The organism is Streptococcus oricebi, from assembly GCF_017883985.1.
GTDB lineage: Bacteria > Bacillota > Bacilli > Lactobacillales > Streptococcaceae > Streptococcus > Streptococcus oricebi.
Map to the genome: position 1 here is coordinate 213,308 of NZ_PRDG01000004.1, position 24,686 is coordinate 237,993.

Consider the following 24,686-nt stretch of genomic DNA (forward strand, 5'->3'; position numbering starts at 1 on the left):
ATCTGCTTGGAGGCTACGCTTGAGCTTGCCTCCAAGCTAGTTGTCCTTGCGGGGGTCTCACTAAGAACTTGCAAGCAAGTCCAGCTCGGTCGCCTATTTTTACTTTACGTTTGACGCCCTTTGTATCTTATTCAAAAACAAATTGGTTATGGTAGAGTTCGGCATAGAAGCCTTTTTGTTTTAATAATTCTTGATGGCTACCTTGTTCGATGACTTGGCCATCTTTGAGCACGATGATTTGGTCGGCATTGAGAATAGTTTTGAGGCGGTGGGCAATGACGAAGCTGGTCCTTCCTGCTACAATGGCCTCCATGGCCTGCTGAATCTTGCTTTCGGTCACCGTATCTACATTTGAAGTAGCTTCATCTAAGATGAGAATTTCGGGGTCACTCAAGAGGGTTCGAGCGATTGAGATAAGTTGTTTCTGGCCTGTTGAGAAGATATTTTGTTCATCATCAACCATGGTATCATACTTGTCTGGTAGGCTCTCAATAAAGTCATGGATATGGGTTGCGCGAGCGGCTGTTTCCACCATTTCCTGGCTGGCACTAGGTAGGCCAAAGCGGATATTGTCTCGAATCGTTCCCTCAAAGAGGACCGAATCTTGCAGGACAATCCCGACCCTCTGGCGCAGGCTGTCCAAATCAAGGTCGCGGATATCACGACCGTCAAAGCGAATACTTCCTTGATCCACATCATAAAAGCGGTTGAGCAGGTTCATAATCGTCGTCTTACCTGAGCCGGTTGGCCCGACTACTGCTGTCATCTTGCCCTTGGGAGCTGTAATGCTGACATCCTTGAGGATGGGCTTGCCCACTTGGTAAGAGAAGTCCACATGCTCGATTTGGACCCCTTCTTTCAAGTCAGTAAAGACTTGACCCGACTCAGGGCGAACTTCTTCGGGTGCATCAAACATTTCCTGAATCCGATCAGCCCCTGTAAAGGCCAACTGGAGGCTCCCCCAGCTAGCAGCAATCTGAATCATGGGTTGATAGTATTGTTGGGAATATTGGACAAAGGTGACGACCAAGCCTAGGGCTGTTGAGACAGGTAGGCTCTTGTCTTGTAATACTAGGGCTGAGCCTAGAAAGATGACAATGGCTGTGTTGATTAGGCTCATCCCATTCATAATCGGAAAGAGTAAGCCCGAAAACATGCGGCCCTTAAAGGTGGCCTTTCTGACCTTCTGATTTTGCTCCACAAAGCCAGCAATGATTTCTTCTTGTAGGCCCTCTACAATGACAGCCTTATGACCAGAAATGGTCTCATCCATATAGGCATTGAGCTTGCCGACCTCTTTTTGCTGGAGGTTGGTGTATTTGCGGGCAAAGCGCACAATCAAAACCAAGACCAGAAGGGCCAGCGGGGTGCTAGCCACCGTCACTAGGGCCAGGGTCCAATGATAACGAAACATAACCAGCAAAAGACAGAGGTAAAGGGCAATGTTACTCATGACCTGAATCATACTTTCATTCAAGGCTTGCAAGATATTATCCAAGTCACTGGTGAAGCGTGAAAGGATATCCCCGTCCTTGTGGCTGTCAAAAAAGGAGACAGTTAGACGGGCTAGCTTAGCAAAGAGGCCCTTGCGCATCTCATTGGTTGAAGCCGCAATAATCCGGCTCATCAGGACCATATAAATCAAGCTTGAAATGGAGATAGACAGAAAGACCAGACCCAGGTTAATCATGATAGAGACTAGTTTTTCATGGGGAGAGGATTGGAGTAAATCTGCTTTTGTAACCAGACTTGCTAGCTCGTCTACCGCCTGACCGATAAAAATCGGAAAGATGGCCTGCAAAATAGTTGCTACTAGAATGAGCAGGACAACTAGCACAAATGAGAATTTATAGCGTTTAAAATATTGCCAGAAAAAGCTAATCGTTTTCATTTTCTTCCTCCCTTCCTTTCTGACTTTCATAGATTTCCCGATAGATGGCATTGTCCCTTACTAGGTCGGCGTGCTTGCCCTGGCCAATCAAGCGTCCCTGGTCCAGAACCAAGATGGTATCTGCATGGACAACCGAGCTAATCTTTTGGGCAATGATAATGGTTGTGGTCCCTTTTAGGTCCTTATTCAAGGCTTCTTGGACCAGTTTTTCAGACTTAGCGTCTAGGGCCGAGGTACTATCATCCAAAATCAAGACCTTGGGATGGCTGACTACACCACGCGCAATCGACATCCGTTGCTTTTGGCCTCCTGAGAAATTGCTACCGCGCTCTTCTACAGGACTGTCAAAGGTGTCTGACAGGCGATTGATAAATTCACTGGCCTGGGCAATCCGAGCTGCCCGCTCCAACTCTGGTAGACTGGCATTAGCCTTACCTTGCCTCAAATTATCAGCAATGGTCCCACTAAAGAGAATGGCCCGCTGCAAGACGATAGAGATGTGCTGGCGAATAGTAGCCGCACTTAGGTCCTTAAGGTCTTTGCCTCCTAGCAGAATCCGCCCCTGATCGGGGTCAAAGAGCCTAGGAATCAACTGGGCTAGGGTAGACTTACCAGCTCCCGTAGCTCCGACCACCCCGACCATTTGACCGGGCTTGATGTCAAAGCTAATATCCTTGAGCATGGGCTCTTGATCCTTGGGATAGGTGAAAGAGACGCCTTCAAAGGAAATAGAGCCTTCTAAGTCTTCCAAGTCTTGATTTTGATAGGCCATAGCTGGCTCGGTATCAAGAATTTCCTTAATCCGTCTCATGGAAATTAGGGCCCTGGTAACTGTATTTCCCAAAAAGCCGACCATGATGATGGTAAAGATAATCTGGTTGAGATAGGTGACAAAAGAAGCGATACTCCCAATCAGGCTGGGATCGGACTTGGCCATACCAGCTACCAGCCAGATAGATAAGTAAACCGCTCCAAAGCCGACCATCATCATCAGGGGCTCTGCCACTGAAAAGGCATAGCCGATAAAGAGATTTTGCTTCAAGAGGTCATCTGATACCTTTTGGAACTTCTGATATTGGGTCTTCTCTTGGACAAAGGACTTGACCACTCGGACCCCTCTGAGGTTTTCCTTGGCAATGGCATTGATTTTTTCCAGCAGGGTCTGAAAGACGCTAAAACGCGGCCCCATCAAGCCCATCATGACACCCGTAATCAAGAAGACCAGAAGGACCATGAGGACAATGACCCACCACAAGGCTGGCAGGGTCATCACCGCCATAAAAAAGGAACCAATAAATAGAATGGGCATCCGAAAGAGGACCTGAAAGAGGACCATCAGTAGGTTTTGAACCTGATTGACATCATTGGTCATTCTGACTACCAGATTTCCAGCATTGAACTCCTCGATATTAGCGTAAGAAAAGGTTTGAATCTTACGAAAGGCCTGCTCTCTCAAATCCGAAGAAGCTCCTTGAGCGATATAGGCTGATAAGACCACATTGACCCCACCGGCCAGAAGTCCAACCAGAGCGATGACAATCAAAAGAGGCCCGATTTGATAAATCACATCTTGCTGATTTTCTCTGAGGGCATCTAAGATTCGATTTAGATAATAGGGCTGCAAAAGAGCACTAGCCACCATTAAAGAAGTCATGACAAGCGAACTAAGGGCCTGCCATTTATAAGGACCTAAAATCTTTAAAAACATCCCTTCCTCCTAATTTCTACAAACTTTGTTTTGGTCCTATTACTATATCATAGATAAAATCAATGTCAAGCGAGAAATTTATTTCTTTCTATGGTAAAATAGGATTAAGGTTGAGCAGTTGAAAAAATTGCCTCTACTACTCATTAAATAGGAAAAAGGATGACTGAGATGGAAAAACAAAAAATTGCCGTCCTCGGACCAGGATCTTGGGGAACAGCCCTATCACAAGTCTTGAATGACAATGGTCACGAAGTCCGTATCTGGGGTAATCTGGCTGACCAGATTGATGAAATCAATCAAGACCATACCAATAAACGTTATTTTAAGGATATTGTCCTCGATGAAAAGATTAAGGCCTACCATGATTTAAGCCAGGCCTTGGATGGAGTCGATGCCGTGCTCTTTGTAGTCCCAACCAAGGTGACCCGCCTAGTGGCCCAGCAGGTGGCGGCTGTTCTCGACCATAAGGTCACGGTCCTGCATGCTTCCAAAGGTTTAGAGCCAGACAGTCACAAGCGTCTCTCCCTCATCCTTGAGGAGGAAATCCCTGCTGACAAACGCAGTGAAATCGTGGTTGTATCAGGTCCTAGCCATGCCGAGGAGACCATTGTCCGCGACATCACCTTAATCACCGCAGCCTCCAAGGACTTGGAAACAGCCAAGTATGTGCAGACCCTCTTTAGCAACCACTACTTCCGCCTCTACACCAATACCGATGTCGTTGGGGTCGAAACGGCTGGCGCCCTTAAAAATATCATTGCTGTTGGAGCAGGTGCCCTGCATGGTCTCGGCTTTGGAGACAATGCTAAAGCAGCCATCATCACTCGGGGCCTGGCTGAAATTACCCGTCTAGGGGTCAAACTTGGAGCCAACCCCCTGACTTATAGCGGTCTATCTGGTGTGGGAGATCTCATTGTCACCGGAACCTCTATCCACTCCCGCAACTGGCGGGCTGGCGATGCCCTCGGTCGCGGTGAAAAACTAGCCGATATTGAAGCCAATATGGGCATGGTGATAGAAGGAATCTCAACCACTCGGGCAGCCTATGAACTGGCCCAGGAGTTGGGTGTCTACATGCCCATTACCCAGGCTATTTATCGGGTCATCTATGAGGACCTGGATATCAAGGAAGCCATCCACGATATTATGAACAACGAATTTAAAGCTGAAAATGAATGGTCTTAACTACTGTAGCCACTAAACAGATAAGCCAGTTTGTCTTATAACCTTATCTAGCACTCTTATTCCCCTCTACTTAAAGGGAAAAAGGTAAGTCAGGGGGACTCTATTCTTGTTAGACTAGAGTCTCTTTTTATTACCTAGCCCAGAAGATGATTGGTTTATTTGCAATAGAGGGAAAAATCGTTTATGAGGGAGGTTCTGACAAAATTAAATTACTCAACATCATCGGTTCGTCTGCATAAAAATATCATCAATAAGAAAGGAGCATGCTATGGCAGTCTTACAAGTCCTTGGTTTAAATAAATCATATAAGGGTAAAAAGGTAATAAGGGATTTATCACTGGAACTAAACAAAGGAGAAATCATGGGGTTAATTGGTGCAAATGGCGCTGGAAAAACCACGATTTTCAAATCTATCCTAGGTTTAGTCAAAAGAGATTCTGGTAGCATTATTGTCAATCAGCAACAAACAAAGGAAAAGTCAAAGGCTTATTTGAATACGATTGGGTCCATTATTGAATACCCTACCTTTTATGAATCCTTAACCGCTAGTCAGAATTTAGCGATAACCTCCAAGCTTTATGATGAGCTTGATTTATCCAAGCAAGATATTCTAAACTACCTTGAGCTAGTCGGTTTAGAAGGGGAGGGTGATAGTAAAGTTGCCAGCTTCTCCTTGGGTATGAAGCAACGCTTGGGGCTTGCTCAAGCATTGATACATCAACCAAGCATTTTGCTGCTAGATGAACCCTTTAACGGTTTAGACCCTAAGGGAATAAAAGAGCTCCGAGACTTCCTGTCCTCATTATCAGGCAAAGGAATTGCTATCATTATCTCCAGCCACTCGCTAGAAGAGTTGAATAAGATAGTTGATACCGTCACCATTATCAATCAAGGTAAACTGATTTTTCAAGGAAAGAAAGCCGAATATCTAGCTCTAGGAGCTGAAAAAAATACCTGGCTACTAGAAACGGATAATAAGCTCTTGACCGAAGATATTTTGAAAGCTCTAAATATCTCCTTTAAGACCAAGGATGAACACTTTGAGCTCTCCTTACCCAAGGAAAAGGCAGAAGAGGTAAGAAACCAGCTTCTAAGCGAACTATTAGGGCAGAAAGTATCTATCTTGAAAATTTCCGAACAGCAAAATAATTTTGAAGATATTTTCCTTAACATTCAAACTACTGGGGAGGTAGACTATGATAAAGTTAATAAAAATTGAGTTCCTAAAACTTTTCTCTGGGAGAAAAACTCCCTACCTCTTGTATGGTCTATTTGCCCTCCTTGTGCTCCTATTAGTATCATTTTTAAGGATATTTGCTTCTGAATCATCTTTTGGCAATGTTTTTAAATCAACTAGCGACACCTTTTCTATTTTTGCTGTAATGGTCGGAGTGGTCCTAACTCTAGTGTCCTTCAATCAAGAAATCCAGCAAAAGACAATCAAGACACTTTTAGTTACACCCATAAAGCGGTCAGAGATTTTATTCTCCAAATTGCTTGTCTCCTTGTCGGTTTCATTTTCAATCCTTATTATTTTAGCCTGTACTTCATTTTTGGCAACCTCCTTACTATTTGGCTTTTTTACAGAAGGAGCTTACTCCTCCTCTGGTGAAAATATCCAGGCCTTTTCCGCTGGATTAGTGCAAATGCTTACTGCTTTTTTCACCACTATCTTTTATAGCTGTCTAATTCTTTGCTTGTTTTTAATAACAAACTCCCTATCCTTTACTTTAATAGGAATACTACTAGCAAAAGGTCTGGGGGAATTGATTTCAAGAAGCCTGCTAGCACATCATAATGCTTTCTTATACTATAGCCCACTTGGAATGCTAAACATCTTAAATCCCTTAACGAGCACCCAAGCTATAAGTGGATACCTCTTACAACTTGTTTTAGTCCTTATCTATTCAACCATTATTTTTATTCTCAGCTGTAAGTTATTTGACAATAAAGAATTTTAAAGTTAAAGGACCGAGTATGGACATAAAAATATATGCTATATACTAGCATCTAGGACACAGCTAATTCCAACTATCCCAATAATTCTTACTCAAACCTAAAATATAAAATTAAGTTTGACAAAAAAAGTCATCTATGATAGGCTCAAATAAAGACCACTTTGACTGAAAGGAACGACTATCAATCATCTATACTTAGCTTGCCACAAATAAGCTAATCAGGCTAACACTCTAACATCAGAAAGGCTCTCGCCATTCTAATCTTTAGAGTTAGCTTCGTCTTATACTGGACTACCTGGTCCCATACAAGAAATCAGAAAATCATTTTATTTTTAAGGAGAAATTTATGCCTAAAGTAAGAAAAGCAGTCATTCCCGCTGCTGGTCTAGGAACTCGCTTCCTACCAGCCACCAAGGCTTTGGCCAAGGAAATGCTGCCCATAGTTGATAAACCAACTATTCAATTTATCGTTGAAGAAGCCCTTAAATCAGGAATTGAAGACATCTTGGTCGTCACTGGTAAGTCCAAACGCTCGATTGAGGACCACTTTGACTCAAACTTTGAATTAGAATACAACCTCAAAGAAAAGGGCAAGCATGACCTCTTAAAACTAGTTGATGAAACTACTGGTATCGGCCTCCACTTTATTCGCCAGAGCCATCCTCGAGGCTTGGGAGATGCTGTTTTACAAGCCAAGGCCTTCGTGGGAAATGAGCCCTTTGTGGTCATGCTGGGTGATGACCTAATGGAAGATAAAACTCCCCTGACCAAGCAGTTGATTGAGGACTATGACAAAACCCACGCCTCAACGATTGCGGTCATGAAGGTCCCACATGAGGAAGTTTCTTCCTATGGGGTCATCGCTCCTCAAGGACGGGGCTTGAATGGTCTCTACAGCGTTGAGAACTTTGTTGAAAAGCCAAAACCAGAAGAGGCACCGAGCGATTTGGCTATTATCGGCCGCTACCTCTTGACCCCTGAAATCTTTGATATTCTGGACAAGCAGGCACCTGGCGCTGGCAATGAAATTCAGTTGACCGATGCCATCGATACCCTCAACAAAACCCAGCGGGTCTTTGCTCGAGAATTTACGGGTAAACGCTTTGATGTCGGTGACAAATTTGGCTATATGAAGACCTCGATTGAGTATGGCCTCAACCACCCTCAAATCAAGGATAATTTGAAGCAATACATTATTGATCTAGGTAAGAAACTAGACAAGACACATAAGGAAAAATAAAAAGGGAGCAGGCCTCTTGATTCAAGTAGGTCTGCCACCCTTTTTCTATTCTTTAAAAAATATGGACCAAATGCTCTCAAGCCGACCCAATAAGACTCAAAAGTCTGTCTTTTAGCTGCCACTTCCTAGGGCTAGGGCTGTTCCTGTTAAGAGGACAGCCAATAAGAGATAGAGGACCAGGGCTACCAGGCGCTGCTCCTTATTAAAGGTCGTAGGCTCTACCTTTAAGGGCAGGATAAAGGCAGCCAGTAGGCCTCCTAGTAGCCCACCGAGATGTCCTGCCAGACTGACTCCTGGCAGGAAACTCATAATTAGATTGAGGACTAAGAGGGGCAGATAGCGCTGGCCCAACTGCTTAATGTAGGGGGTCTTGGCCACATAGCTTAGGAGAGCTAGGGCAGAAAAAAGACCAAAAAGAGCTGTCGAAGCCCCTGCCGCTACTACCTCGGGAGTAAAGAGCAGGACAAAAATATTGCCCATCAGCCCCGACATAAGGTAGAGCAGGAAAAAATTCCGGCTCCCAAAGACCTGCTCTACTTCCTGCCCTAAAAAGTAAAGGGTCAGGCAATTTAGGACAAAATGCTCCAGACCAATATGAACAAAGATAGCCGAAAACAAGCGCCAAAGCTGCTGGGGAGAGTACTGAATCAAGCGCCCCCAGACAGCTCCGAAGTCTACCAGAGTCTGGCCACTACTATAGTCCTGCCCTCTGACTAAAAACATAGCCAGAAAGACCAGGGCCGTCACTAGCGTCAGTAGGGCAGTTACTGGACTGGAAAAAATTTTAGCTTTCTTGGGCAAGTAAGACCTCCTTGACTGCTACATCGTGCTGGCTAGCCTCAAAATCAGCCAGTTGTAGGGGATAAATGGTACTGATGGTCGCTCCTTCAAAGTCAGCCAAATAGCGATCATAATAGCCACCGCCATAGCCAATTCGATAGCCCTCTCGATTAAAGAGGAGACCAGGTACATGGATAAGATCAATCTCTGTCTTAGCTACTTCCAACTGACTCCTAGGCTCCAACAGGCCAAAGGAGCTCTTTTCTAAATCTGCCGGATCATAGACCACAAAAATCATGCGTCCTCCCTTATAGGTCTTGGGAATCAGCAAACTCTTTCCATCAGCTAGGGCCTGCTGGATAAAGGCCTGGGTGTCAAATTCATGCTCCATTGATAAATAGCTAGCCACGACCCTAGCCTCTCGATAGGCAGGAGTAGCAAGCAGGGCCTGGGTTAGTTGCTGATCCAGCTTGTTCTTTAATGGACTAGGCAGAGAACGCAGCTTTTTTAGGGCCTCCTGCCTTTTTTCTTTTTTCATACTCTTTCTCTCCTTCCAAAAACATCAAGCAGCTTCTTCTTTTGTATTCGCTAGAGATGAGATGACGAGGCCTAGCAAATCCCTCTAGGCTGGGCCATTGACCTTGTAGGCCAAGAATTTACCGATTTTTTCAATGGCAAAAGGCAGGGCTGCCTCATCTGGATTCATCTGGGGACTATGTAGGGGAGCAGGACTGTCCACTCCTAGCCAAAACATGACCCCCTTGACCTTGCTGAGCAGATAACCAAAGTCCTCGCCAGTCATGGCCGGTAAAATATCTAGTAGATTTACTCCAGCTTCAGCCTCAAAAAAGGTCATCAGCTCCTGGGCCAGGTCTGGATTATTTTCCACTGGGAGGTAGCCTCCTTGCTTAAGTTCCAAGTCCAGCTCCAGATCAAAGGCCTGGGCCACACCTTGGGCTAAGGTCCTCAATCTCTCCTGGGTCAAAAGGTTCATCTCCATGGTCAAGGTCCGAATCGTTCCATGCAAAAAGGCCGTCTCAGCAATCACATTATTGGTTGTCCCCGCCTGCATGGCTCCAAAGGTCACAACAGCTCCTTCAATCGGATCCACATTGCGGCTGACAATAGTCTGGACCTGGGTGATAAAGTAGCTGGCCGCTACTAGGGCATCATTGGCCTGATGAGGAAAGGCCGCATGGCCTCCCTTACCCTTAAAGGTCAACTTGACTTCACAGGTCCCGGCAAAGAGAGTTCCTCGGTTAGTCGCAATAGTCCCCACCTGCAAATCTGGTCGGACATGGAGACCATAAAATTCATCAGGCAACCAGTCACCAAAGGCTCCGTCCTCATACATGAGCATGCCCCCCGCTTCATTTTCTTCAGCCGGTTGAAATAAGAAGAGCAGGTTATCCTTGGGCTGCTGCTGGCAAAATTGCTCTACTAAGCCCAAAGCGATGGTCATGTGCATATCGTGACCACAGGCATGCATCCGCCCCTCGTGTTGACTGGCAAAGTCCAGCCCCGTTTCTTCGACAATGGGCAGTCCGTCAATATCTGTCCGCCAGCCGATTGTCTTGGTCGGGGAAGTTCCCTTGAAAAAGACCAGAATCCCTGTCTGCCAGGTCCGAATTTGGACATAGTCTAGCTGGCCAGTCAAGTCGTCCAAGACCTTCATCAAATAAGCATGAGTCTTGTACTCCTCCAAGCCAATTTCTGGAATTTGGTGCAAATCGCGACGAATCTTTAGATAATCAATCATAGTTTTACCTGCTTATAGGGTCCGAAGGGCATCTTCCAGGGCTGTTTTTTGCTGGGTCTTTTCATCGATTTTCTTGATAACCCGGGCTGGAACTCCTGCTACAACAACGTTTTCTGGCACGTCCTGAGTAACGATAGCCCCCGCAGCTACAACGGAGCCATGACCGATTTGAACTCCCTCGATAACCACCGCATTAGCCCCAATCAAAACATTGTCACCAACCCGGACTGGATCTGCACTAGCAGGCTCAATCACACCAGCCAGAACAGCGCCAGCTCCTACGTGGCTATTCTTCCCAACGATGGCCCGGCCACCTAGGACAGCCCCCATATCAATCATTGTTCCTGAACCAATTTCGGCCCCGATATTGATAACAGCTCCCATCATAATAACAGCATTGTCACCAATTTCAACCTGGTCGCGGATAATAGCTCCTGGCTCAATCCGCGCATTGATGGCCCGCTTATCAAGCAAGGGCACTGCTGAATTACGGGCGTCTTGCTCTACCACATAGTCCTTATTTTCCTTTAGATTAGCCAAGAGGGGCTCAATCTCAGACCAGTCTCCAAACAAGACATTATTGAGCTTGATGACAGAAGCAGGAACAGCCCCCGCCAAGTCTCCCTCAAAGGTGACCTTAACAGCCGTCTTTTTCTGAGCATTAGCGATAAACTGGATGATTTCTTGTGCATTCATTTTAGTTGCTGACATAGGAAGTCCTCATTTCTAATCTTTAAGTAAAAAATTTATTACACTGGACATTATACCATAACTTAGACCTTTAAGAAACAAGAGACCTTAGATAGGCCTCCTTTGGGAAAAATAAGAAAAGGCAGTTCTTATAGTTAAGATTTAAGGCTTGTAAATTTTCTGCAAACAAGTCAAAAATCTTATCAGAAATATTTTCTATCGGCTAAAAATAACTGCTCTCGTTCAAATCAATAATGGGGAAAAGATTACCCTTATTCTGCTATTTATCAAAAATCAACTTTATCCGTTCTAAATATTTGAGGTCTTCTTCAACCGAAAAATCAGCTACTTCAAGCATGATATTGACTTTATCCATATCCTTTTTTATATCGCTAGATAAAGACGGTACATCCACTTTTTTCAACAAATATTCTAAATAATCCGGAAACAAGCCATTATCTAAACCGATCAAAGACAAAGCAATGGTAGCACCGGCGAAGTTTGTTTCGCTTTTTCTCATAAATATAGCGCAATCTTCAAGAGCGGCAGCAAGTGCTTGACTGCTTGTAAAGCCTTCTTCTTTAAAATCTTGAAAACTTTCTGAAACCATTTTCTTGTTCACCTGATAGGCGGTTTGCTTAAACATAGTTATCGATCCACCTTTTCCTTTATCAAACGTTGTCGTTCACGATGGATCCTAATATCCGCATATCTAGTAGTGACTGGCAAGCGGCTATCGTCTTTCACAAAGTGCATAGTAATCTGATAAGCTGTTTCTAAATCAATCCAATTTCCACAAGATACATAGACAGGTTTTACTTGGCTGCGCGTTCTGACAACAAGTCCATAGGTTTCACTCGCGTTTTTAATTTCCGAAAAAGAACCTTTTTCAGAAGTCGGAAGCTGAAAATCAACACCTTCTACCTTATAAAATTGCTTGGCAACCCCAATCGTCGGTTTTCCTAAGTAGAAAGAAGCATGCGTCGCAATCCCCATATGTCTAGGGTGCAGATAACCATTGCCGTCAAACATGTATAAATCAACATCGGTTTGTAACTTCTCAACTGCTTTTAAAACCAAAGGAAGTTCTCGAAAAGCCAGATAGCCCGCCTTATAAGGGACTTCAATCTGAGCCGAAGCAGAAACTTCTTCAAGAACTTCTTTCGTCTGGTTATCAAAAACGACGATACAAGCCACCCCGTATTCCTTGCTGTCTCGTTGCCAATAAGCAATGTCAACTCCCGCCACTGTATGTAAGTCTTCTACGCTAAAATTATTTTGCAAAGAAATCTGGCCTTGCCAGCGTTCTTGTTCTTCTTTAAATGTTGTCGTCATAAAGAATTCTCATTCCAAATTTGCTAGCCCATCTTTCTTCATCCTCTGTAATACTTGTCTTTTGTTCCACAATATTCCCGTCACGGTCATAACGTTTGTAATTGATTAACTGTCCTGCAACCCGATATTCAATAGCTTGCAATTTCCCGTCTTCGTAAAAATTTTTCCGTGCGCCATTCGCTGCTCCCATATCTTGATAATTGATATACTGCACATTTCCATTTGGATAAAATTTAACTTGTTGCCCATGACGTACCCCATTTAAGACAAAATCATAAGAATCGATTTCTCCATTAGGGAACAAGTCATAGGTCAAGCCGCTGAACAAATGTTCCTCTTCATTTTCATCATAAAAAACAATGGCTTCACCATAGGGTCCGCCCCAATCTAACTTTTCCTCAAAATTAACGCCATAGCGTAACACTGCTTCTTTCGTATAAACACTTTCAATCATTTTTTATTACCTCCAAACCATATGGAAACCGTCTAAAATATAGGCACAATGTGGGCAACGTTTAAACGGTAGTCCTAGAGGGTAGTTTTTGTTTTGACCTGTTCTAATGACATTGACTAATAGATCGTCAATAGACGCATTCGGATTAGCTTTCAAAGCTTCATTAACTGCATAAATTTCTGCATGCGAAGCAAACCCCTTTGTAAACAAATAAGAATCTTTTACTTCCTGAGAAGCATTGAGAGTTCTTTCTTTCAATAGCGGATGTAAATCTTCCAAAGAAGGTGGATTTCGTTCATACTTAGACGACCATATTTATTTCTTAAGTATTCTAAGCGAGATTGTGGCTCTTCCTCAACCTTCCCAGCCTTATTGGCTTCGGTATCCACCTCTTCTGGCTTCTGCACTTTCTTGCCAACGTCTGGTTTAGCTTCGGGTTGTCCGGCTTTTGGTAGGTCGGGCTCTTGTGCCTTGACCTTAGGAATGGCGCTCGCAGCGGCTGTTGCTTCGTGAATGTCTGGCTTGACCTTGTTGTCAATTTCTGGTTTAGCCTTGCTTACATTGACTGCGGCTGGACGGCTGTTTGGCGAATCCACTTCTGCCGGACGAGAGTTTGTAACCTCTGTTTTTACTGGCTTGCTAGTATCCACATCGCTCGGATTGGTCTTGGTCTTATCCACCACTGGACGACTCGGATTATCAAGCTCAGGTTATATCTCCAGTGTACTTACCTAAAACCAGTATAGCAAAAAAGAGGACGCTCGTCCTCTTTTGACATCTATTTTTGTTCAGCGATTTCCAAAAAGGCATTTTTGAAATCCTCATACATCTTAAAGGCTTTCATTAAAACATCCTCCAGTTCGTCATAGTCGCCACAAACAGGCATTTTGATACGATAGTCTGGATTTATCAATCTCCTAGAATAGACTGACCAAGGAGAGCCTAGCAGAACATCTTTGCCTTGTTCAACAACCCAGATAAGCTCCACCATCCCATAAGACATGGCAATATGAAACCCAAAACTATAGTCTTGAATTTTTTCTTTCTTAATTTTAAAAAACTTCTCTCGAGCGTTAAAACTAGGCTGATAGCCTAAATTGGAAATAATATCCATTATTAGTTCACCGTCAATAATATCTAACCGTTTATTATCTGGCGTTCGAGCTTCATTATATTCCTCTGACAATTTCTCATAACGCCCTACAAAATCAATATCTATAAGAGCTTGTTTAACAATCGGGTTTAGTTCCATATTTATCATCTCCAAACAGCTGTATATAATAAGCCTTAACAGCTTTGTCTGTCAAATCAACTTTTTTCTCCTGCAAAGCAGTCGTAGCTACTACTGACAAATCTGAAAACAGAGAAAGATTTTCCTTATACTGAGTAAAAAACTCTGTCAAGGTCATGTCATCTACTGCTTCAATCGTTTCGGGTAGATACTGTTCACCACTTTCGTCGTAGCTTAATTTACAAATATAAGCCACAAAGTCTGCAATACAAACCCAGACTGACGAAGCACTTTCCTTGTCAAGGTCAAAATAAGTGAGAATGTCTTCCTCGTTGATATTTTCCAAGCGATCATATAAAGTGTCAGGAGATACCGCCTTTTCTAAAAGAAAATCTTGCGTCATCTCAAGCGTCTTTTGGACAAAAACAATATCATCCTTTTTCTTCAAATATAACGGTAAACATTCCGTCAAGATTTGCATGAAGTTTGCTAAACTAAAATTTTTATACATTATTTATACTATAAACCAAATACTGACAACTCTTTTATCGCTTCTTCCTTTGTGATAACTTCCTGTTTCTGAACGAAATTATCCACCTGATGAAGACAGGTATTATAGTTAGGATTTAAGGCTTGTAAATTTTCTACAAACAAATCAAAAATCTCATCAGAAACATTTTCTATTGGCTCGGGCAGATAGTCCGCGCCCTCCTTATCATAAGCCAATTTGACTACATAAGACAAGGCGTAAGACAGATTATCCCATTTCAATACATTATCCTCATTGCTATCCATTTGCATATAGATATAAAGGCCATGTAGCTCCGTACCGTCATCTAAATCACTATAAAGCTCATCGGCCGAGACGCTTTGACTTTCCAACCACTGCCAACTCTTATCAAGAGCTATCCTAATTTGCTCCCTGTAAGTTGTCGTCATCGTTTTAAAAATCGCTTCGCTATAAATCAGCATTAAATAGGCTTTTTGTTTTGGGGTCATCATTCAACTCGCTATAACTGTATCTGGCTAAAGCCACAGCTCTCAGATTTCACCACTATCGTCTAATTAAAGAAAGGTGGCAATCAAAAGCTCATCGATATTATACTATTCATCAAAAATCAACTTTATCCGCTCTAAATATTTGGGGTCTTTCTCAACCGAAAAATCACCGACCGCAAGCATGGTATTTACTTTATCCATATCCTTTTTCAAATCATCAGATAAAGTTATTCTCTCCACTTTTTTCAACAAATATTCTAAATAATCCGGAAACAAGCCATTATCTAAACCAATCAAAGACAAAGCAATGGTAGCACCGGCAAAGTTAGTTTCGCTTTTTCTCATAAATACAGCGCAATCTTCAAGAGCGGCAGCAAGCGCTTGACTGCTTGTAAAGCCTTCTTCTGTAAAATCTTGAAAACTTTCTAAAACCATTTCTTTTGTTTCTTTATAGTCTGTCATTTAAAAACCTCATTTCCATAATACATCAACTTGGATATTAGGAAACATCCTTTTGAATTCTTCAATAATATTACTACAACTATCACAGGGAGGAAGTTCCGTAAAGAGAGTTAGTTTCCCTTTAATTTGAGGGTCTGTAATTTGTGAAGCTATATCTTCTAATATCTTAGCTTCTGTATCATTGTATCTAGGAAATTTATCCTCAACATATGTTTTGAATATTTTATTCTCTTTGCTCATTGAGAAGTCAGCAACATTTGCCCCTTTACTTGTATCGGAATGAACTCTACTATGAGCTACAAATTCTGACTTCAGCCCTTCAATTTGAACATCTGCAATTGCCATGTTACCTCGGTTTCTTAAGGCAGAATTTGGCATTGATTGACGAATTTCTTGAACTTTCGATTCAAATTTAGTCTTTAAATCGGATGTCTCATTCGTTCCACTATCCTTAGTCTGACCTGTATCCACCTCTTCCGGCTTATGCACTTTCTTGCTAGCGTCTGGTTTAACTTCTGGTTGTCCGGCTTTAGGTAGGTCTGGCTCTTGTGCCTTGACCTTAGGAACAGCACTGGCACTAGCTGCCGCTGCGTCAATGTCCGGTTTGACCTTGGTTTCCATTTCTGGCTGAGCCTTGGTCGGGTTGACTTCGGCTGGGCGAGTATTTTCAATATCCGACTTCTTAGTCACATCCACATCTTTTGGACGGCTGTTTGGCGAATCCACTTCTGCCGGACGGCTTAGGTACTTCCGACTTCTGGTTTTGTCTATAAAGGATCGTAAAGAAAAAGACAAATGCCCCTAAAATGGAGCTTTGTCCCACAATAAGAATAGGTTATACTCAAAAATTATAAATATTATTATCCTAAATCACTAATTGAGAATGGTGGTATCAATGCGTATACTGCATCCAGCATATAAAGTTTCCCTGTCGGGAGATTGGATAAAAACGACTCATACTCTACTTCAGCCTTCTTTTTATCCTCAGAATTCATGATAAATAATCTCCATTCTGAAATTTCATCCTCTTTATAATACTTTTGTTCCTCTTGTGTCAAAGTAGGTTTAAAAGGTAGGACTGTTGGGGTATCCATATTCAAATAAGCAACACCCAAAAAACTACTTTTGTCTCCTACCTCTAGTTTATAAATTTTTTGTTCTGAAAAATATGCTTGAACATTCTGAGTTAGGAGGATTCGTTTATCGTAATTTTCCAAAATCTCATTATCCTCAACCATTAAAATCATAGACAAAAAGCTCTGATTAAAGTAAATAGGACGACGAACTCCCAAGAATTTTATAACATCACTAGTACTTTTTAGCAGACTAGAAAGCACTTGTAAATCTTCAAGAATATAGGAAATATAAAAGCTAGCAGTAATATTTTCAACTGAAACCTTTTCATTATCATCAGCATATATTTCCCCCTTGGTAAGATTCACTAACAACTTCATAAACATAAGCGCGCCAGCCCAATCTGATGACGTTGCCATTGGCGGTACACTCAACTGATAAATTCCTTGTTCTTGGATATAAGAGACTCTAAAACCAAATGCACTTTGTCCCTTAACCCCAAAATGCACAGAAGAAAAGGAAGAAATAAAATTCTTTTCTTCTGTATTAGTAGTCTGTTGTGCGCCTTCTCTTAACTTTACTGAATAACATTCAAACAAATTATTTGAAAGAAAATCCTCAATTAAGAACTCCTGTTTACTTTTTATTTGAAAATTTCTATTTTTCATCTTTTCACCGTTCTATACCGTTGAGTTGATAGGAAGATTCTTTCTTTCGCGAATGATTTCTAACTTACTTACTGGAATTTTAGCTGTTGCATAGTAAACATGTCCGTAAGTATGTTCTACAACATCTGAATCCTCAGCCAGATTATACTCCTTCATAAAACCAAGATCATCTGTATACAATCGAACCCAACTATCTTCTTTATCTAATTTTTCATCACTTTGTGATGCAAGTTGAAATATTCTTCCCTGATAACGAGCCAGAAAGGTTAATTCAAAGTACTCATCTAAATATGACAACTCTTCCTTAGTAAGGATTTTATCATATCTCTTAGTATAATCATCGTATTTAAAATCCCCTTCGGCTAAATTTTTATTTGAAGTTGACAAACGAAAAGTCTTTCCTCCAGGTTGTCTCCAAATTTGAAATTCTTTACCATGATAGACTGCATAATACATATAATTCTCCTAATTAGTTAAACAGGTTTAAATACGCCATCTTTAGCTATTCCAAACAGAACTTCTTCATCTCCCATTCGGACATAAAGCTTGGATCCATCTGGAATATCAATGCGATTATTATATTTCCACTCAGGAATAATTTGTCCGTTACGCGAACTAAGAAAACCGTTTTGCGTAGCTGGTGGAGCATCTGTGCTAGTCCCTCCCATTCTCTTTCCATAAGGAATTTCTAAACTTGATGGCTCAGATGCTTCAAATACAATTCGCCCATAAGTATCACCATCTTTAGGAAATGGTCTAATAAGATTTCCATTACCATCAAAATACTCATAGTCAAGTCTCATAGATTCCCGAACATTACCATACTGCCAAATATGACTAACATCATCATACTTAGCAACGTATCCACCAAGTTGGTTGTAGTCCCCATTGAGATATTTATCTAAGTCACTAGATGGTATGACTTTCTGCATTAGTGTATCTGATTCAGGATTTGGTATTGAATCCCTAATTTGCTTCATAATTTTCAATTGTTCATCAGTCATATCGTCAATATGGGTCACTTTTAATTTATTAAATTCATCAACGGACATATCTTGATCTTGTAAAGTTTTTTCAACAACTTGACGAGATGTGAGAGAAGAGCCTTCTTCCGGCTTCTGCACCTTCTTGCCAGCATCAGGGGTTACATCGACTTGTTCGACCTTTGGTAGGTCGGGCTCTTGTGCCTTGACATGAGGAACAGCACTGGCACTAGCTGCCGCAGCATCAATATCTGGTTTGACCTTGGTTTCCATCTCTGGTTTGACCTTGGTCGGATTGACTTCGGATGGACGGCTGTTTTCAATCTCCGGTTTCTTAGTCACATCCACATCTTTTGGACGGCTGTTTGGCGAATCCACTTCTGCCGGACGAGAGTTTGTAACCTCTGTTTTTACCGGCTTGCTAGTATCCACATCGCTCGGATTGGTCTTGGTCTTATCCACCACTGGACGACTCGGATTGTCAATCTCGGGTTTGCTTGTCTTAGAGACATCAATTTCGGGTTTCTTGCTTGGACCGGTCACTTCTGGACTGCTTGAGCGATTAATCTCAGGCTTACTTGTCTTTGATGAATCAAGCTCTGGTTTCTTACTTGGGCCAGATACTTCTTGAGTCCTTGGTGTCTCAATTTCGGGTTTAACCTTTTTACCTGAACCCAGAGCCGAGAGGTCTACATCAGTAGCCGAGCTTGTCTTTAAATCCGGTCTAGCACTTGACGGTAGATCTCCTCCCTTGCCACTAGTCGGCAAGTCAACATCGGCTGCTCCACCACCCTTGCCTGATCTTGCCCGAACTTTGTTGCCAACAAAACTGGTCCCATGCGCCAAGGCACGACCACCAATAAACTGAGCCATGGCTCCTAAGGGGTCATCTTTCATGGCTGTTGCTGTATGTATGATATCATTGGCATCATCAGCATAGTTGGCAGCCTTAGTTACTGTCTGGACTGTTGTGGTTGCGGTTTTTCCGGTCTTTGCGAGGACACTGGCATAGGTCGCAAGTCCTCCTGTCGCTGCGGTCAAGACCGCATCGACACCTGCCCAGACTCGTTCTCCATCAGATAGACGCTTCCCAGAAATAGTTTCTCCACTAGCTGCTTGATAGGTGCTATCAGCTACCAAGAGAAGGGTCCCTCCTCCAATCAAGAGAGGAGCTAAGGTTCCCCCACTCAGAACACTTCCGGCAATAATAGCACCGACTGCTATAATTTTACCACCAATTTCAACCCACTGCAACCATTCTTTGTTATTTTCCTTCCAAGTTGAACGAGCTCGCTGATACTCCCCAATCTGGGTAGGGAACATGGCCTCCATAAGGTCATGATCATTCAAGCCTTTAAGTTTTTCATACTTCTCATGGTCTTCTTTCTCAATCTTAGCTAGACCCTCTTTGGCTAATTTAAGTTTGGCATCATAGAGCTCCTTAGCTGCAGGAATCGGGGTCTTGTCGCTATTGACAATATCGGAAATACTATAGTGCTCGGTAGTAGTATAAGTCTGAGGTCTGCCCGAACTGTAGGGACCGTAACCATAATTGTTATAGGTATGAGTTTTTTCGTAGGTTAAATGTTCGCTTTTATATTTATGGTCACCTTCATTAACCTTATTCAGGCTGTCTAGAGCATTATCCAGGCCTTCAAAAAATTTGCCGTCAATATTTTGGACAATCTCTTTATGAATCTTCTTAGCAGCCTCTAAGCGTTTCAAGGCATGATGTTCGGCATCTTCAAAAGGTGAGACTGGCATATCACGTCCCAAGGTCGCTTCTCCAGTTGCTACATAGAGGTCAGCTATCCCTTCCGAATTGACCTTTTTGGCCACTTCATCAATGTCCTTTAACAGGTCCTTGACACAGTCGATATTACTGTGAAACAAACCTGTCTTAGAGCCTTCTTTAAAATCATCTTCATGCGTATAATATTTAGCCATGATAACTCCTCTCTTAGGCTCCACCCGTACCAATAATCATATCGGAAGACTTAGCTCCACTCATCTTCTGATGAATTTCGCCGTCCTCATCCTGAATGGATTTTTTTAGTTTATCCACTGATCCTTTAGGATCGTCTTTGATGCCCTGCTTATCCTCGGCAGAGGCCTCTGGGTTGTGTAAAATACTATTAGCAATATCCATGGCCAATATCTTATCGGTATCAATAAACTGGCTATAGGTCCCCTGAGTATGCTTAAAGAGCACTTCGGTCAAGGTCTGAAAGGTCTGGGCCTTGGTCACAAAGCGAGTCAGCTGATTCTCTTCTCCTGCCATGCGATTATGTACTTCGCCTTGTGAACTAAGATTTGGCAGTCCATCAACTCCTACCTTTAATGTGCTACTTAGTTGAGTAGCAGAGGTCACCAGGGTCCGAATATTGAGCAGAAGTTGCTCCTGCTGGGTTAAATCAATACTAATCTTATCTGCCATACTAGACCCTCACTTTCAAATCGTTGACAATCAAATCGCGTAATTCCTCGCCATCAATTGAGCGAACAAGCTCACGCGCCATATCATACTCATACAAACCTGATGGTGCTTCGAAAAAGAGACTGTCCTTCATCAGCTCCTTGCGCCGAAAGGTCTGTAAACGAAAGGATTCATTATCGGCATAGTAGGTCTGCAAGCGAAAGGCTGAAAATGGTTCCCAGCCATAGTATCTATAATTCTTACGCTTCTTTTCAATATCCTTGAGCAGGGGATGGATATCCTTGAGATGGGCTAGAAAGATGAGACTATGCAGGTTTTCAATCACATATTGATTGTCGTCAATCTGCTTGATAACCGTTGTCACCCACTTATTGTTGTCAGTTTCCTGGGCACAGAAATAATTACTGTCCACCTGACAATGGTAAAGGGCCTTATGATAACGTTCTAAAAAGGCACCATAGTAGGCACATTCCTCAGTCGGCTCATCATTCACTATTAGTCCCATTTTGCCTAAGTCTTCGTAACCTTTTTCCAGCACCAGGCGCAGATTTTCCAAGCGAGATTTGCCCTCTTGACTGGGCAGGGGCAGCAAGAAAAGGTCGTCCGAATAATCATTAAAGAGGTGCAAGGCGTAAATTGCCTCCAAAGTAAAGATTTTCATCCGTTATCAATCTCCTTTCTCACATTGGCTTGGGAAGTTGAATTAAGCAGGGTTTCTAGTCCTTCAACAGCCTCCTTTAATTCTTTGACACTAGTAGAAAAATCACCTTGGTACTGCTTGATAAAATCTTTCAAGCCCAGATACTGCTCCTTAGCTTGTCCACTCCAAAGACTGTCGCTACTTTCCACACTAGAAATATTAGCCGGAATGGTTGTCTCAATTAAGGTCACAGCCGTTTTGAGTTGCTCTAATACGGCAGAGATATTACTGCTTTCATATTGAACCGTTGGTGCAGTATAACGGTCTTGAATTTCATTGATATCTGTATTCATGCCATGTCCTCCTTACCACCATATTCTCTCAAAAGGATTTATTTTCCCTTCATTATATTGATCCTTAACACGGTCCATCTGGCTATTTAAACTACTAATCTTAGATTCTAAGAGATTGTGCAGATTGACAAAGGAATTATTAGCGTCGCGTACATAATCACGGTACTTGGTCATCATTTTAACATCTTCTTTGAGATGTTCAGACAGGTTACTGATATAGTGATAGCCTGGCTCTCCATCTACAATACCAATGATTTTTTCACAGTATTCGATAAATTGATTCATATTATCCAAGCCCCGCATATAGTTAAGACTATGCGAGCGGATACTATTTCGTACCCGTTCGTATTTTTCTTTTTCCGCCTTATAGTCATTAAAGGCCTGTTTTAATTCTGCATCACTTGCCATACTATTCTCCTTTTCTAATTGCGATACTGCTGGATAATCTCATAGGCTTCCCTTTTCTTCTTCTCAGCCATGCCTGACTGGTAGCTTTGTACAAAGACAAAGATGATTACCAGCAGGGCCGGAAAAAGACTGATGTAGCGTTTTTGTCTCATGGACATGGGCACCTTGGTCCCTGTGGTCTTTGTCTTTTTCAGCTCAGGCTGCTCTTTTTCGATTTGATTTTTTGAAGTGAAGAGCGGAAAAGCTCCGACAAACCAAATAGGGAGCATGATAACCGTCAGGATTGAAAAATACCGATTGTAAGAAGGCAGTTGATTGTAAACTAATACAAAAACTCCAACTAAACCAATCAGGTAAGTCAATCCCCACCAAAGAAGCCAACTATAAGCCTCTTTTTTGATTATCAAATACTCCCTAAGTTGCTCATTTTGTTCCATTGAATCCTCCTTGTCTTGTGACTCTTGTCTCCCCAGTCAAGAAGTAATGAGATAAACTTTAATACCCAATGAAAATCAACCTAAATCGCTAACATGCTGGTTAAAAGAAGAGCTTATCCTAACTAGCACAAGTGAAGCTTGGCAATTTTTTATGAGTATTGGTATAAAATTATCTACTTTTTATGATAACACGAAGAAAAAAAATAAGCAAATCTTCTAATAATGTCTATTTTGGCAAAAAAAGCAAGTGTCGTCATCGACCTTGCTTTTCTTATTTAAGTTTTTTACTTGAACATCCTCTCCCTCGACTCCGTCAAGAAATATAGCTGGTAAATCTGGTTCTTGTTTTTTCAACCTAAATTTTTGTACTTTGCTAAGTTCAGGTAAGTAACCAAGCTCTCCGTCGGGGAATTTGTCTTCGAACAAATTCTTATATAAAGACCTTATAAACGCTTTCCAAACAGGGGAGGAATACTCTCCGAAACCCTCAAAAAGGAAGCGGTAGCCATCAGCTCTATCAAAAGCAAGCAAGGCCGTTGCTTTGGTACAAGCTGAGTTATCAAGCACTGCTTGCGGAAGTTCAAAACCATTGTCCCAATTATAATTATCTAGCAAAATGAACAGTTGTTCGGAACTATTTATACTTTGAACTTGTTCTAATGCTTTTGTTATGTCTTCAGAATATAGAATATTTGTTAAAAATTTCATGTTATTAGTCATAAAATCATCCTTCAATAAGTCTAAACTTTTCACAGTTCTTTATATTTCCCAAAGTATGAAAATAATATAGCAAAAAGAGGACGATTGTCCTCTTAAAATAGTAGTCTCTGTTCCAACTAAATTATCGATTTTCTGTGAATATCTTTTCCAAACCTTCAAAAATGACATCCCGCAAGACTTCATTGTAACTGTCATACTGGCGCATTTCTTGGATTTTGTCAAAGGCAATTTTAATCGTGCCGTCCACCAAAATCGTAAGCCCAGCAATTTCCTCATCTGACCCCTCTTTTCCAAAAGTATCGTTTAAGATGATTAACTGTCTATTTTCTTCCATTATTTTCCATCCATAACATAAAAATTATTTATCTTCTATAATAGAAATATACTCACTAGGAATTGGATCTGAAAGCCATATATCCTCATTTCCAATGTAAAACTTTACACCATTTTCCCAAGCAGACTGGGCAGCAACCTCTAAAATGATAGCTCTGTCATCCCTTCTCAAAGCTACCTGCTGCGCCGTATTTACATCAGAAGACAAATGAACATACTGTCTTTCTTTTGGAATTAGCCCCGTTTGTAAAATCTGATTTAAAAATCTTTCAACTGTTCCATGATATAAAACTTTCGGTGGTTTATTGGCTGTTTTAGATAATTTGTTTTTTATGGAATGTCCATAAAAAGCTCTAATCTTTTCAGCTTTGATTTCATGGCGTTTTTTGTCAGATAGTTCTATCATTGTTTCGAGGTCAGCTCTTGTAAGTCCTTTCCATAAAGGAGTTTCTGATAATTTATCTATTAAATCGTCAACTGAACACCAACCCTCTGCATCTAGCTTTATACCATATTTATCTGGATTATGCCTTAATATATAGGATACTTCTCTACTGAGTTTTGTATAATCAAGCAAGTCTTTCCACCTCAAAACTATCAGCAATGACTTGAAAGAAACCTGAGCCGTCCAAGTAAAAAGCATAGTGATTAGGAGACCACAAGGCATAGTCTCTTTCATTTGTTTCTTTTAGCTCCGTTAATCTTTTAGAATTTTCAATTTTAATGACGGTATCATAAGAGCCCTCCGTTATTCCAAATTTTGAGGAGGTCCGAGTAAATTCCAAGACGGATTGAAATTTTAGTAGAACTTCGCTAAACTGCTCCTCATCATCATAACCTGAAATCCGAATCGCCACCTCTAAACCTGTTAGCTGAATTTCAGGCTCTTTTTCTAAATTTGAAGAAAACATAGGTAAAATATATTCTGTTTTGTAGGTCAT

General features: G+C 41.8%; 32 protein-coding genes. 4 read left to right on the forward strand and 28 right to left on the reverse strand.

Going from position 1 to position 24,686, the window contains the following annotated elements:
• Positions 1-127: 127 nt before the first annotated feature.
• Together C4K46_RS07715 and C4K46_RS07720 are read right to left on the reverse strand one after the other, a co-directional pair.
• On the reverse strand, positions 128-1,891 hold the full coding sequence (locus C4K46_RS07715) for an ABC transporter ATP-binding protein (RefSeq protein WP_209628315.1): 1,764 nt from the start codon (positions 1,889-1,891) through the stop codon (positions 128-130).
• The gene (locus C4K46_RS07720; protein ID WP_209628316.1) at positions 1,878-3,599 is read right to left on the reverse strand and encodes an ABC transporter ATP-binding protein; all 1,722 of its coding nucleotides are present in this window, start codon (positions 3,597-3,599) and stop codon (positions 1,878-1,880) included. The genes C4K46_RS07715 and C4K46_RS07720 overlap by 14 nt, the downstream gene beginning before the upstream one ends.
• Positions 3,600-3,767: 168 nt before the next feature.
• On the opposite strand from C4K46_RS07720, the gene C4K46_RS07725 reads away from it, so the two are divergent.
• The 4 genes from C4K46_RS07725 (at position 3,768) to galU (ending at position 7,982) form a co-directional block, all read left to right on the forward strand.
• Complete coding sequence (locus tag C4K46_RS07725; RefSeq protein ID WP_209628317.1) at positions 3,768-4,784, forward strand: NAD(P)H-dependent glycerol-3-phosphate dehydrogenase; 1,017 nt, start codon at positions 3,768-3,770, stop codon at positions 4,782-4,784.
• Between the two features lie 268 nt (positions 4,785-5,052).
• Complete coding sequence (locus C4K46_RS07730; RefSeq protein WP_209628318.1) at positions 5,053-6,003, forward strand: ABC transporter ATP-binding protein; 951 nt, start codon at positions 5,053-5,055, stop codon at positions 6,001-6,003.
• Positions 5,981-6,745: an ABC transporter permease gene (locus C4K46_RS07735; RefSeq protein WP_209628319.1), complete on the forward strand. Its 765-nt coding sequence runs from the start codon at positions 5,981-5,983 to the stop codon at positions 6,743-6,745. The genes C4K46_RS07730 and C4K46_RS07735 overlap by 23 nt, the downstream gene beginning before the upstream one ends.
• A 343-nt stretch (positions 6,746-7,088) precedes the next feature.
• Positions 7,089-7,982 carry a UTP--glucose-1-phosphate uridylyltransferase GalU gene (galU, locus tag C4K46_RS07740; protein WP_209628320.1) on the forward strand — a complete coding sequence of 298 codons (894 nt, stop codon included), beginning with the start codon at positions 7,089-7,091 and terminating at the stop codon, positions 7,980-7,982.
• Positions 7,983-8,093: 111 nt separating this feature from the next.
• Here galU and C4K46_RS07745 read toward each other — a convergent pair whose 3' ends face one another.
• The 26 genes from C4K46_RS07745 to C4K46_RS07875 form a co-directional block, all read right to left on the reverse strand.
• The gene (locus C4K46_RS07745; protein WP_245335163.1) at positions 8,094-8,783 is read right to left on the reverse strand and encodes a rhomboid family intramembrane serine protease; all 690 of its coding nucleotides are present in this window, start codon (positions 8,781-8,783) and stop codon (positions 8,094-8,096) included.
• The gene (locus tag C4K46_RS07750; RefSeq protein WP_209628321.1) at positions 8,767-9,300 is read right to left on the reverse strand and encodes a 5-formyltetrahydrofolate cyclo-ligase; all 534 of its coding nucleotides are present in this window, start codon (positions 9,298-9,300) and stop codon (positions 8,767-8,769) included. The genes C4K46_RS07745 and C4K46_RS07750 overlap by 17 nt, the downstream gene beginning before the upstream one ends.
• Positions 9,301-9,384: 84 nt before the next feature.
• Positions 9,385-10,521, reverse strand: a complete 1,137-nt coding sequence (locus C4K46_RS07755; RefSeq protein ID WP_209628322.1) for an N-acetyldiaminopimelate deacetylase — start codon at positions 10,519-10,521, stop codon at positions 9,385-9,387.
• Between the two features lie 12 nt (positions 10,522-10,533).
• A complete protein-coding gene (dapD, locus tag C4K46_RS07760) occupies positions 10,534-11,232 on the reverse strand; it encodes a 2,3,4,5-tetrahydropyridine-2,6-dicarboxylate N-acetyltransferase (protein ID WP_209628323.1) in 699 nt (232 codons plus the stop codon).
• Positions 11,233-11,491: 259 nt separating this feature from the next.
• Positions 11,492-11,857 carry a hypothetical protein gene (locus C4K46_RS07765; protein ID WP_209628324.1) on the reverse strand — a complete coding sequence of 122 codons (366 nt, stop codon included), beginning with the start codon at positions 11,855-11,857 and terminating at the stop codon, positions 11,492-11,494.
• 2 nt (positions 11,858-11,859) lie between these two features.
• Positions 11,860-12,546 carry an endonuclease V gene (locus tag C4K46_RS07770; RefSeq protein ID WP_209628325.1) on the reverse strand — a complete coding sequence of 229 codons (687 nt, stop codon included), beginning with the start codon at positions 12,544-12,546 and terminating at the stop codon, positions 11,860-11,862.
• Positions 12,530-13,000: a toxin-antitoxin system YwqK family antitoxin gene (locus C4K46_RS07775; RefSeq protein WP_209628326.1), complete on the reverse strand. Its 471-nt coding sequence runs from the start codon at positions 12,998-13,000 to the stop codon at positions 12,530-12,532. Before C4K46_RS07775 ends, C4K46_RS07770 begins: the two co-directional genes overlap by 17 nt.
• Before the next feature lie 6 nt (positions 13,001-13,006).
• Positions 13,007-13,279, reverse strand: coding sequence for a YwqJ-related putative deaminase (locus C4K46_RS07780; RefSeq protein WP_209628327.1), 273 nt, complete (start codon positions 13,277-13,279; stop codon positions 13,007-13,009).
• Positions 13,255-13,680, reverse strand: coding sequence for a prolipoprotein diacylglyceryl transferase (locus C4K46_RS10570; RefSeq protein ID WP_245335164.1), 426 nt, complete (start codon positions 13,678-13,680; stop codon positions 13,255-13,257). The genes C4K46_RS07780 and C4K46_RS10570 overlap by 25 nt, the downstream gene beginning before the upstream one ends.
• Positions 13,681-13,778: 98 nt before the next feature.
• On the reverse strand, positions 13,779-14,252 hold the full coding sequence (locus C4K46_RS07790) for a hypothetical protein (protein ID WP_209628328.1): 474 nt from the start codon (positions 14,250-14,252) through the stop codon (positions 13,779-13,781).
• Positions 14,230-14,742, reverse strand: coding sequence for an Imm6 family immunity protein (locus C4K46_RS07795; RefSeq protein ID WP_209628329.1), 513 nt, complete (start codon positions 14,740-14,742; stop codon positions 14,230-14,232). Before C4K46_RS07795 ends, C4K46_RS07790 begins: the two co-directional genes overlap by 23 nt.
• 8 nt (positions 14,743-14,750) lie before the next feature.
• Positions 14,751-15,233 (reverse strand): Imm6 family immunity protein, encoded by a 483-nt coding sequence (locus tag C4K46_RS07800; protein ID WP_209628330.1) that lies wholly within the window; start codon positions 15,231-15,233, stop codon positions 14,751-14,753.
• Positions 15,234-15,335: 102 nt separating this feature from the next.
• The gene (locus C4K46_RS07805; RefSeq protein WP_209628331.1) at positions 15,336-15,692 is read right to left on the reverse strand and encodes a hypothetical protein; all 357 of its coding nucleotides are present in this window, start codon (positions 15,690-15,692) and stop codon (positions 15,336-15,338) included.
• A gap of 9 nt (positions 15,693-15,701) precedes the next feature.
• A complete protein-coding gene (locus C4K46_RS10615; protein WP_338059786.1) occupies positions 15,702-16,382 on the reverse strand; it encodes a deaminase domain-containing protein in 681 nt (226 codons plus the stop codon).
• A 170-nt stretch (positions 16,383-16,552) separates the two neighbouring features.
• On the reverse strand, positions 16,553-17,434 hold the full coding sequence (locus tag C4K46_RS07820) for a DUF4299 family protein (RefSeq protein ID WP_209628332.1): 882 nt from the start codon (positions 17,432-17,434) through the stop codon (positions 16,553-16,555).
• 12 nt (positions 17,435-17,446) lie between these two features.
• Positions 17,447-17,890, reverse strand: coding sequence for a hypothetical protein (locus C4K46_RS07825; protein ID WP_209628333.1), 444 nt, complete (start codon positions 17,888-17,890; stop codon positions 17,447-17,449).
• 17 nt (positions 17,891-17,907) lie between these two features.
• Positions 17,908-20,364 carry a hypothetical protein gene (locus tag C4K46_RS10575; protein WP_245335165.1) on the reverse strand — a complete coding sequence of 819 codons (2,457 nt, stop codon included), beginning with the start codon at positions 20,362-20,364 and terminating at the stop codon, positions 17,908-17,910.
• Between the two features lie 13 nt (positions 20,365-20,377).
• Entirely contained in the window at positions 20,378-20,854 is a 477-nt protein-coding gene (locus C4K46_RS07835) for a hypothetical protein (protein ID WP_209628334.1), read from the reverse strand.
• Position 20,855: 1 nt separating this feature from the next.
• Complete coding sequence (locus C4K46_RS07840; RefSeq protein WP_209628335.1) at positions 20,856-21,515, reverse strand: hypothetical protein; 660 nt, start codon at positions 21,513-21,515, stop codon at positions 20,856-20,858.
• Entirely contained in the window at positions 21,512-21,847 is a 336-nt protein-coding gene (locus tag C4K46_RS07845) for a hypothetical protein (RefSeq protein WP_209628336.1), read from the reverse strand. Before C4K46_RS07845 ends, C4K46_RS07840 begins: the two co-directional genes overlap by 4 nt.
• A gap of 12 nt (positions 21,848-21,859) precedes the next feature.
• Positions 21,860-22,255 carry a hypothetical protein gene (locus C4K46_RS07850; RefSeq protein WP_209628337.1) on the reverse strand — a complete coding sequence of 132 codons (396 nt, stop codon included), beginning with the start codon at positions 22,253-22,255 and terminating at the stop codon, positions 21,860-21,862.
• A gap of 14 nt (positions 22,256-22,269) precedes the next feature.
• Positions 22,270-22,692: a hypothetical protein gene (locus C4K46_RS07855; protein ID WP_209628338.1), complete on the reverse strand. Its 423-nt coding sequence runs from the start codon at positions 22,690-22,692 to the stop codon at positions 22,270-22,272.
• Positions 22,693-22,908: 216 nt separating this feature from the next.
• Positions 22,909-23,412, reverse strand: coding sequence for a DUF4274 domain-containing protein (locus C4K46_RS07860; RefSeq protein ID WP_209628339.1), 504 nt, complete (start codon positions 23,410-23,412; stop codon positions 22,909-22,911).
• 121 nt (positions 23,413-23,533) lie between these two features.
• The gene (locus C4K46_RS07865) at positions 23,534-23,746 is read right to left on the reverse strand and encodes a hypothetical protein (RefSeq protein WP_209628340.1); all 213 of its coding nucleotides are present in this window, start codon (positions 23,744-23,746) and stop codon (positions 23,534-23,536) included.
• 24 nt (positions 23,747-23,770) lie between these two features.
• The gene (locus C4K46_RS07870) at positions 23,771-24,322 is read right to left on the reverse strand and encodes an RNA 2'-phosphotransferase (protein WP_209628341.1); all 552 of its coding nucleotides are present in this window, start codon (positions 24,320-24,322) and stop codon (positions 23,771-23,773) included.
• Positions 24,315-24,686 (reverse strand): hypothetical protein, encoded by a 372-nt coding sequence (locus C4K46_RS07875; protein ID WP_209628342.1) that lies wholly within the window; start codon positions 24,684-24,686, stop codon positions 24,315-24,317. Before C4K46_RS07875 ends, C4K46_RS07870 begins: the two co-directional genes overlap by 8 nt.

Excerpts from the sequence above, each read along its gene's own strand:
- C4K46_RS07715 (WP_209628315.1), bottom strand. The coding sequence starts at position 1,891 with ATGAAAACGATTAGCTTTTTCTGGCAATATTTTAAACGCTATAAATTC.
- C4K46_RS07720 (WP_209628316.1), bottom strand. The coding sequence starts at position 3,599 with ATGTTTTTAAAGATTTTAGGTCCTTATAAATGGCAGGCCCTTAGTTCG.
- C4K46_RS07725 (WP_209628317.1), top strand. The coding sequence starts at position 3,768 with ATGGAAAAACAAAAAATTGCCGTCCTCGGACCAGGATCTTGGGGAACA.
- C4K46_RS07730 (WP_209628318.1), top strand. The coding sequence starts at position 5,053 with ATGGCAGTCTTACAAGTCCTTGGTTTAAATAAATCATATAAGGGTAAA.
- C4K46_RS07735 (WP_209628319.1), top strand. The coding sequence starts at position 5,981 with ATGATAAAGTTAATAAAAATTGAGTTCCTAAAACTTTTCTCTGGGAGA.
- galU (WP_209628320.1), top strand. The coding sequence starts at position 7,089 with ATGCCTAAAGTAAGAAAAGCAGTCATTCCCGCTGCTGGTCTAGGAACT.
- C4K46_RS07750 (WP_209628321.1), bottom strand. The coding sequence starts at position 9,300 with ATGAAAAAAGAAAAAAGGCAGGAGGCCCTAAAAAAGCTGCGTTCTCTG.
- C4K46_RS07755 (WP_209628322.1), bottom strand. The coding sequence starts at position 10,521 with ATGATTGATTATCTAAAGATTCGTCGCGATTTGCACCAAATTCCAGAA.
- dapD (WP_209628323.1), bottom strand. The coding sequence starts at position 11,232 with ATGTCAGCAACTAAAATGAATGCACAAGAAATCATCCAGTTTATCGCT.
- C4K46_RS07765 (WP_209628324.1), bottom strand. The coding sequence starts at position 11,857 with ATGTTTAAGCAAACCGCCTATCAGGTGAACAAGAAAATGGTTTCAGAA.
- C4K46_RS07770 (WP_209628325.1), bottom strand. The coding sequence starts at position 12,546 with ATGACGACAACATTTAAAGAAGAACAAGAACGCTGGCAAGGCCAGATT.
- C4K46_RS07775 (WP_209628326.1), bottom strand. The coding sequence starts at position 13,000 with ATGATTGAAAGTGTTTATACGAAAGAAGCAGTGTTACGCTATGGCGTT.
- C4K46_RS07790 (WP_209628328.1), bottom strand. The coding sequence starts at position 14,252 with ATGGAACTAAACCCGATTGTTAAACAAGCTCTTATAGATATTGATTTT.
- C4K46_RS07795 (WP_209628329.1), bottom strand. The coding sequence starts at position 14,742 with ATGTATAAAAATTTTAGTTTAGCAAACTTCATGCAAATCTTGACGGAA.
- C4K46_RS07800 (WP_209628330.1), bottom strand. The coding sequence starts at position 15,233 with ATGATGACCCCAAAACAAAAAGCCTATTTAATGCTGATTTATAGCGAA.
- C4K46_RS07805 (WP_209628331.1), bottom strand. The coding sequence starts at position 15,692 with ATGACAGACTATAAAGAAACAAAAGAAATGGTTTTAGAAAGTTTTCAA.
- C4K46_RS07820 (WP_209628332.1), bottom strand. The coding sequence starts at position 17,434 with ATGAAAAATAGAAATTTTCAAATAAAAAGTAAACAGGAGTTCTTAATT.
- C4K46_RS07825 (WP_209628333.1), bottom strand. The coding sequence starts at position 17,890 with ATGTATTATGCAGTCTATCATGGTAAAGAATTTCAAATTTGGAGACAA.
- C4K46_RS10575 (WP_245335165.1), bottom strand. The coding sequence starts at position 20,364 with ATGGCTAAATATTATACGCATGAAGATGATTTTAAAGAAGGCTCTAAG.
- C4K46_RS07835 (WP_209628334.1), bottom strand. The coding sequence starts at position 20,854 with ATGGCAGATAAGATTAGTATTGATTTAACCCAGCAGGAGCAACTTCTG.
- C4K46_RS07840 (WP_209628335.1), bottom strand. The coding sequence starts at position 21,515 with ATGAAAATCTTTACTTTGGAGGCAATTTACGCCTTGCACCTCTTTAAT.
- C4K46_RS07845 (WP_209628336.1), bottom strand. The coding sequence starts at position 21,847 with ATGAATACAGATATCAATGAAATTCAAGACCGTTATACTGCACCAACG.
- C4K46_RS07850 (WP_209628337.1), bottom strand. The coding sequence starts at position 22,255 with ATGGCAAGTGATGCAGAATTAAAACAGGCCTTTAATGACTATAAGGCG.
- C4K46_RS07855 (WP_209628338.1), bottom strand. The coding sequence starts at position 22,692 with ATGGAACAAAATGAGCAACTTAGGGAGTATTTGATAATCAAAAAAGAG.
- C4K46_RS07860 (WP_209628339.1), bottom strand. The coding sequence starts at position 23,412 with ATGACTAATAACATGAAATTTTTAACAAATATTCTATATTCTGAAGAC.
- C4K46_RS07865 (WP_209628340.1), bottom strand. The coding sequence starts at position 23,746 with ATGGAAGAAAATAGACAGTTAATCATCTTAAACGATACTTTTGGAAAA.
- C4K46_RS07875 (WP_209628342.1), bottom strand. The coding sequence starts at position 24,686 with ATGACCTACAAAACAGAATATATTTTACCTATGTTTTCTTCAAATTTA.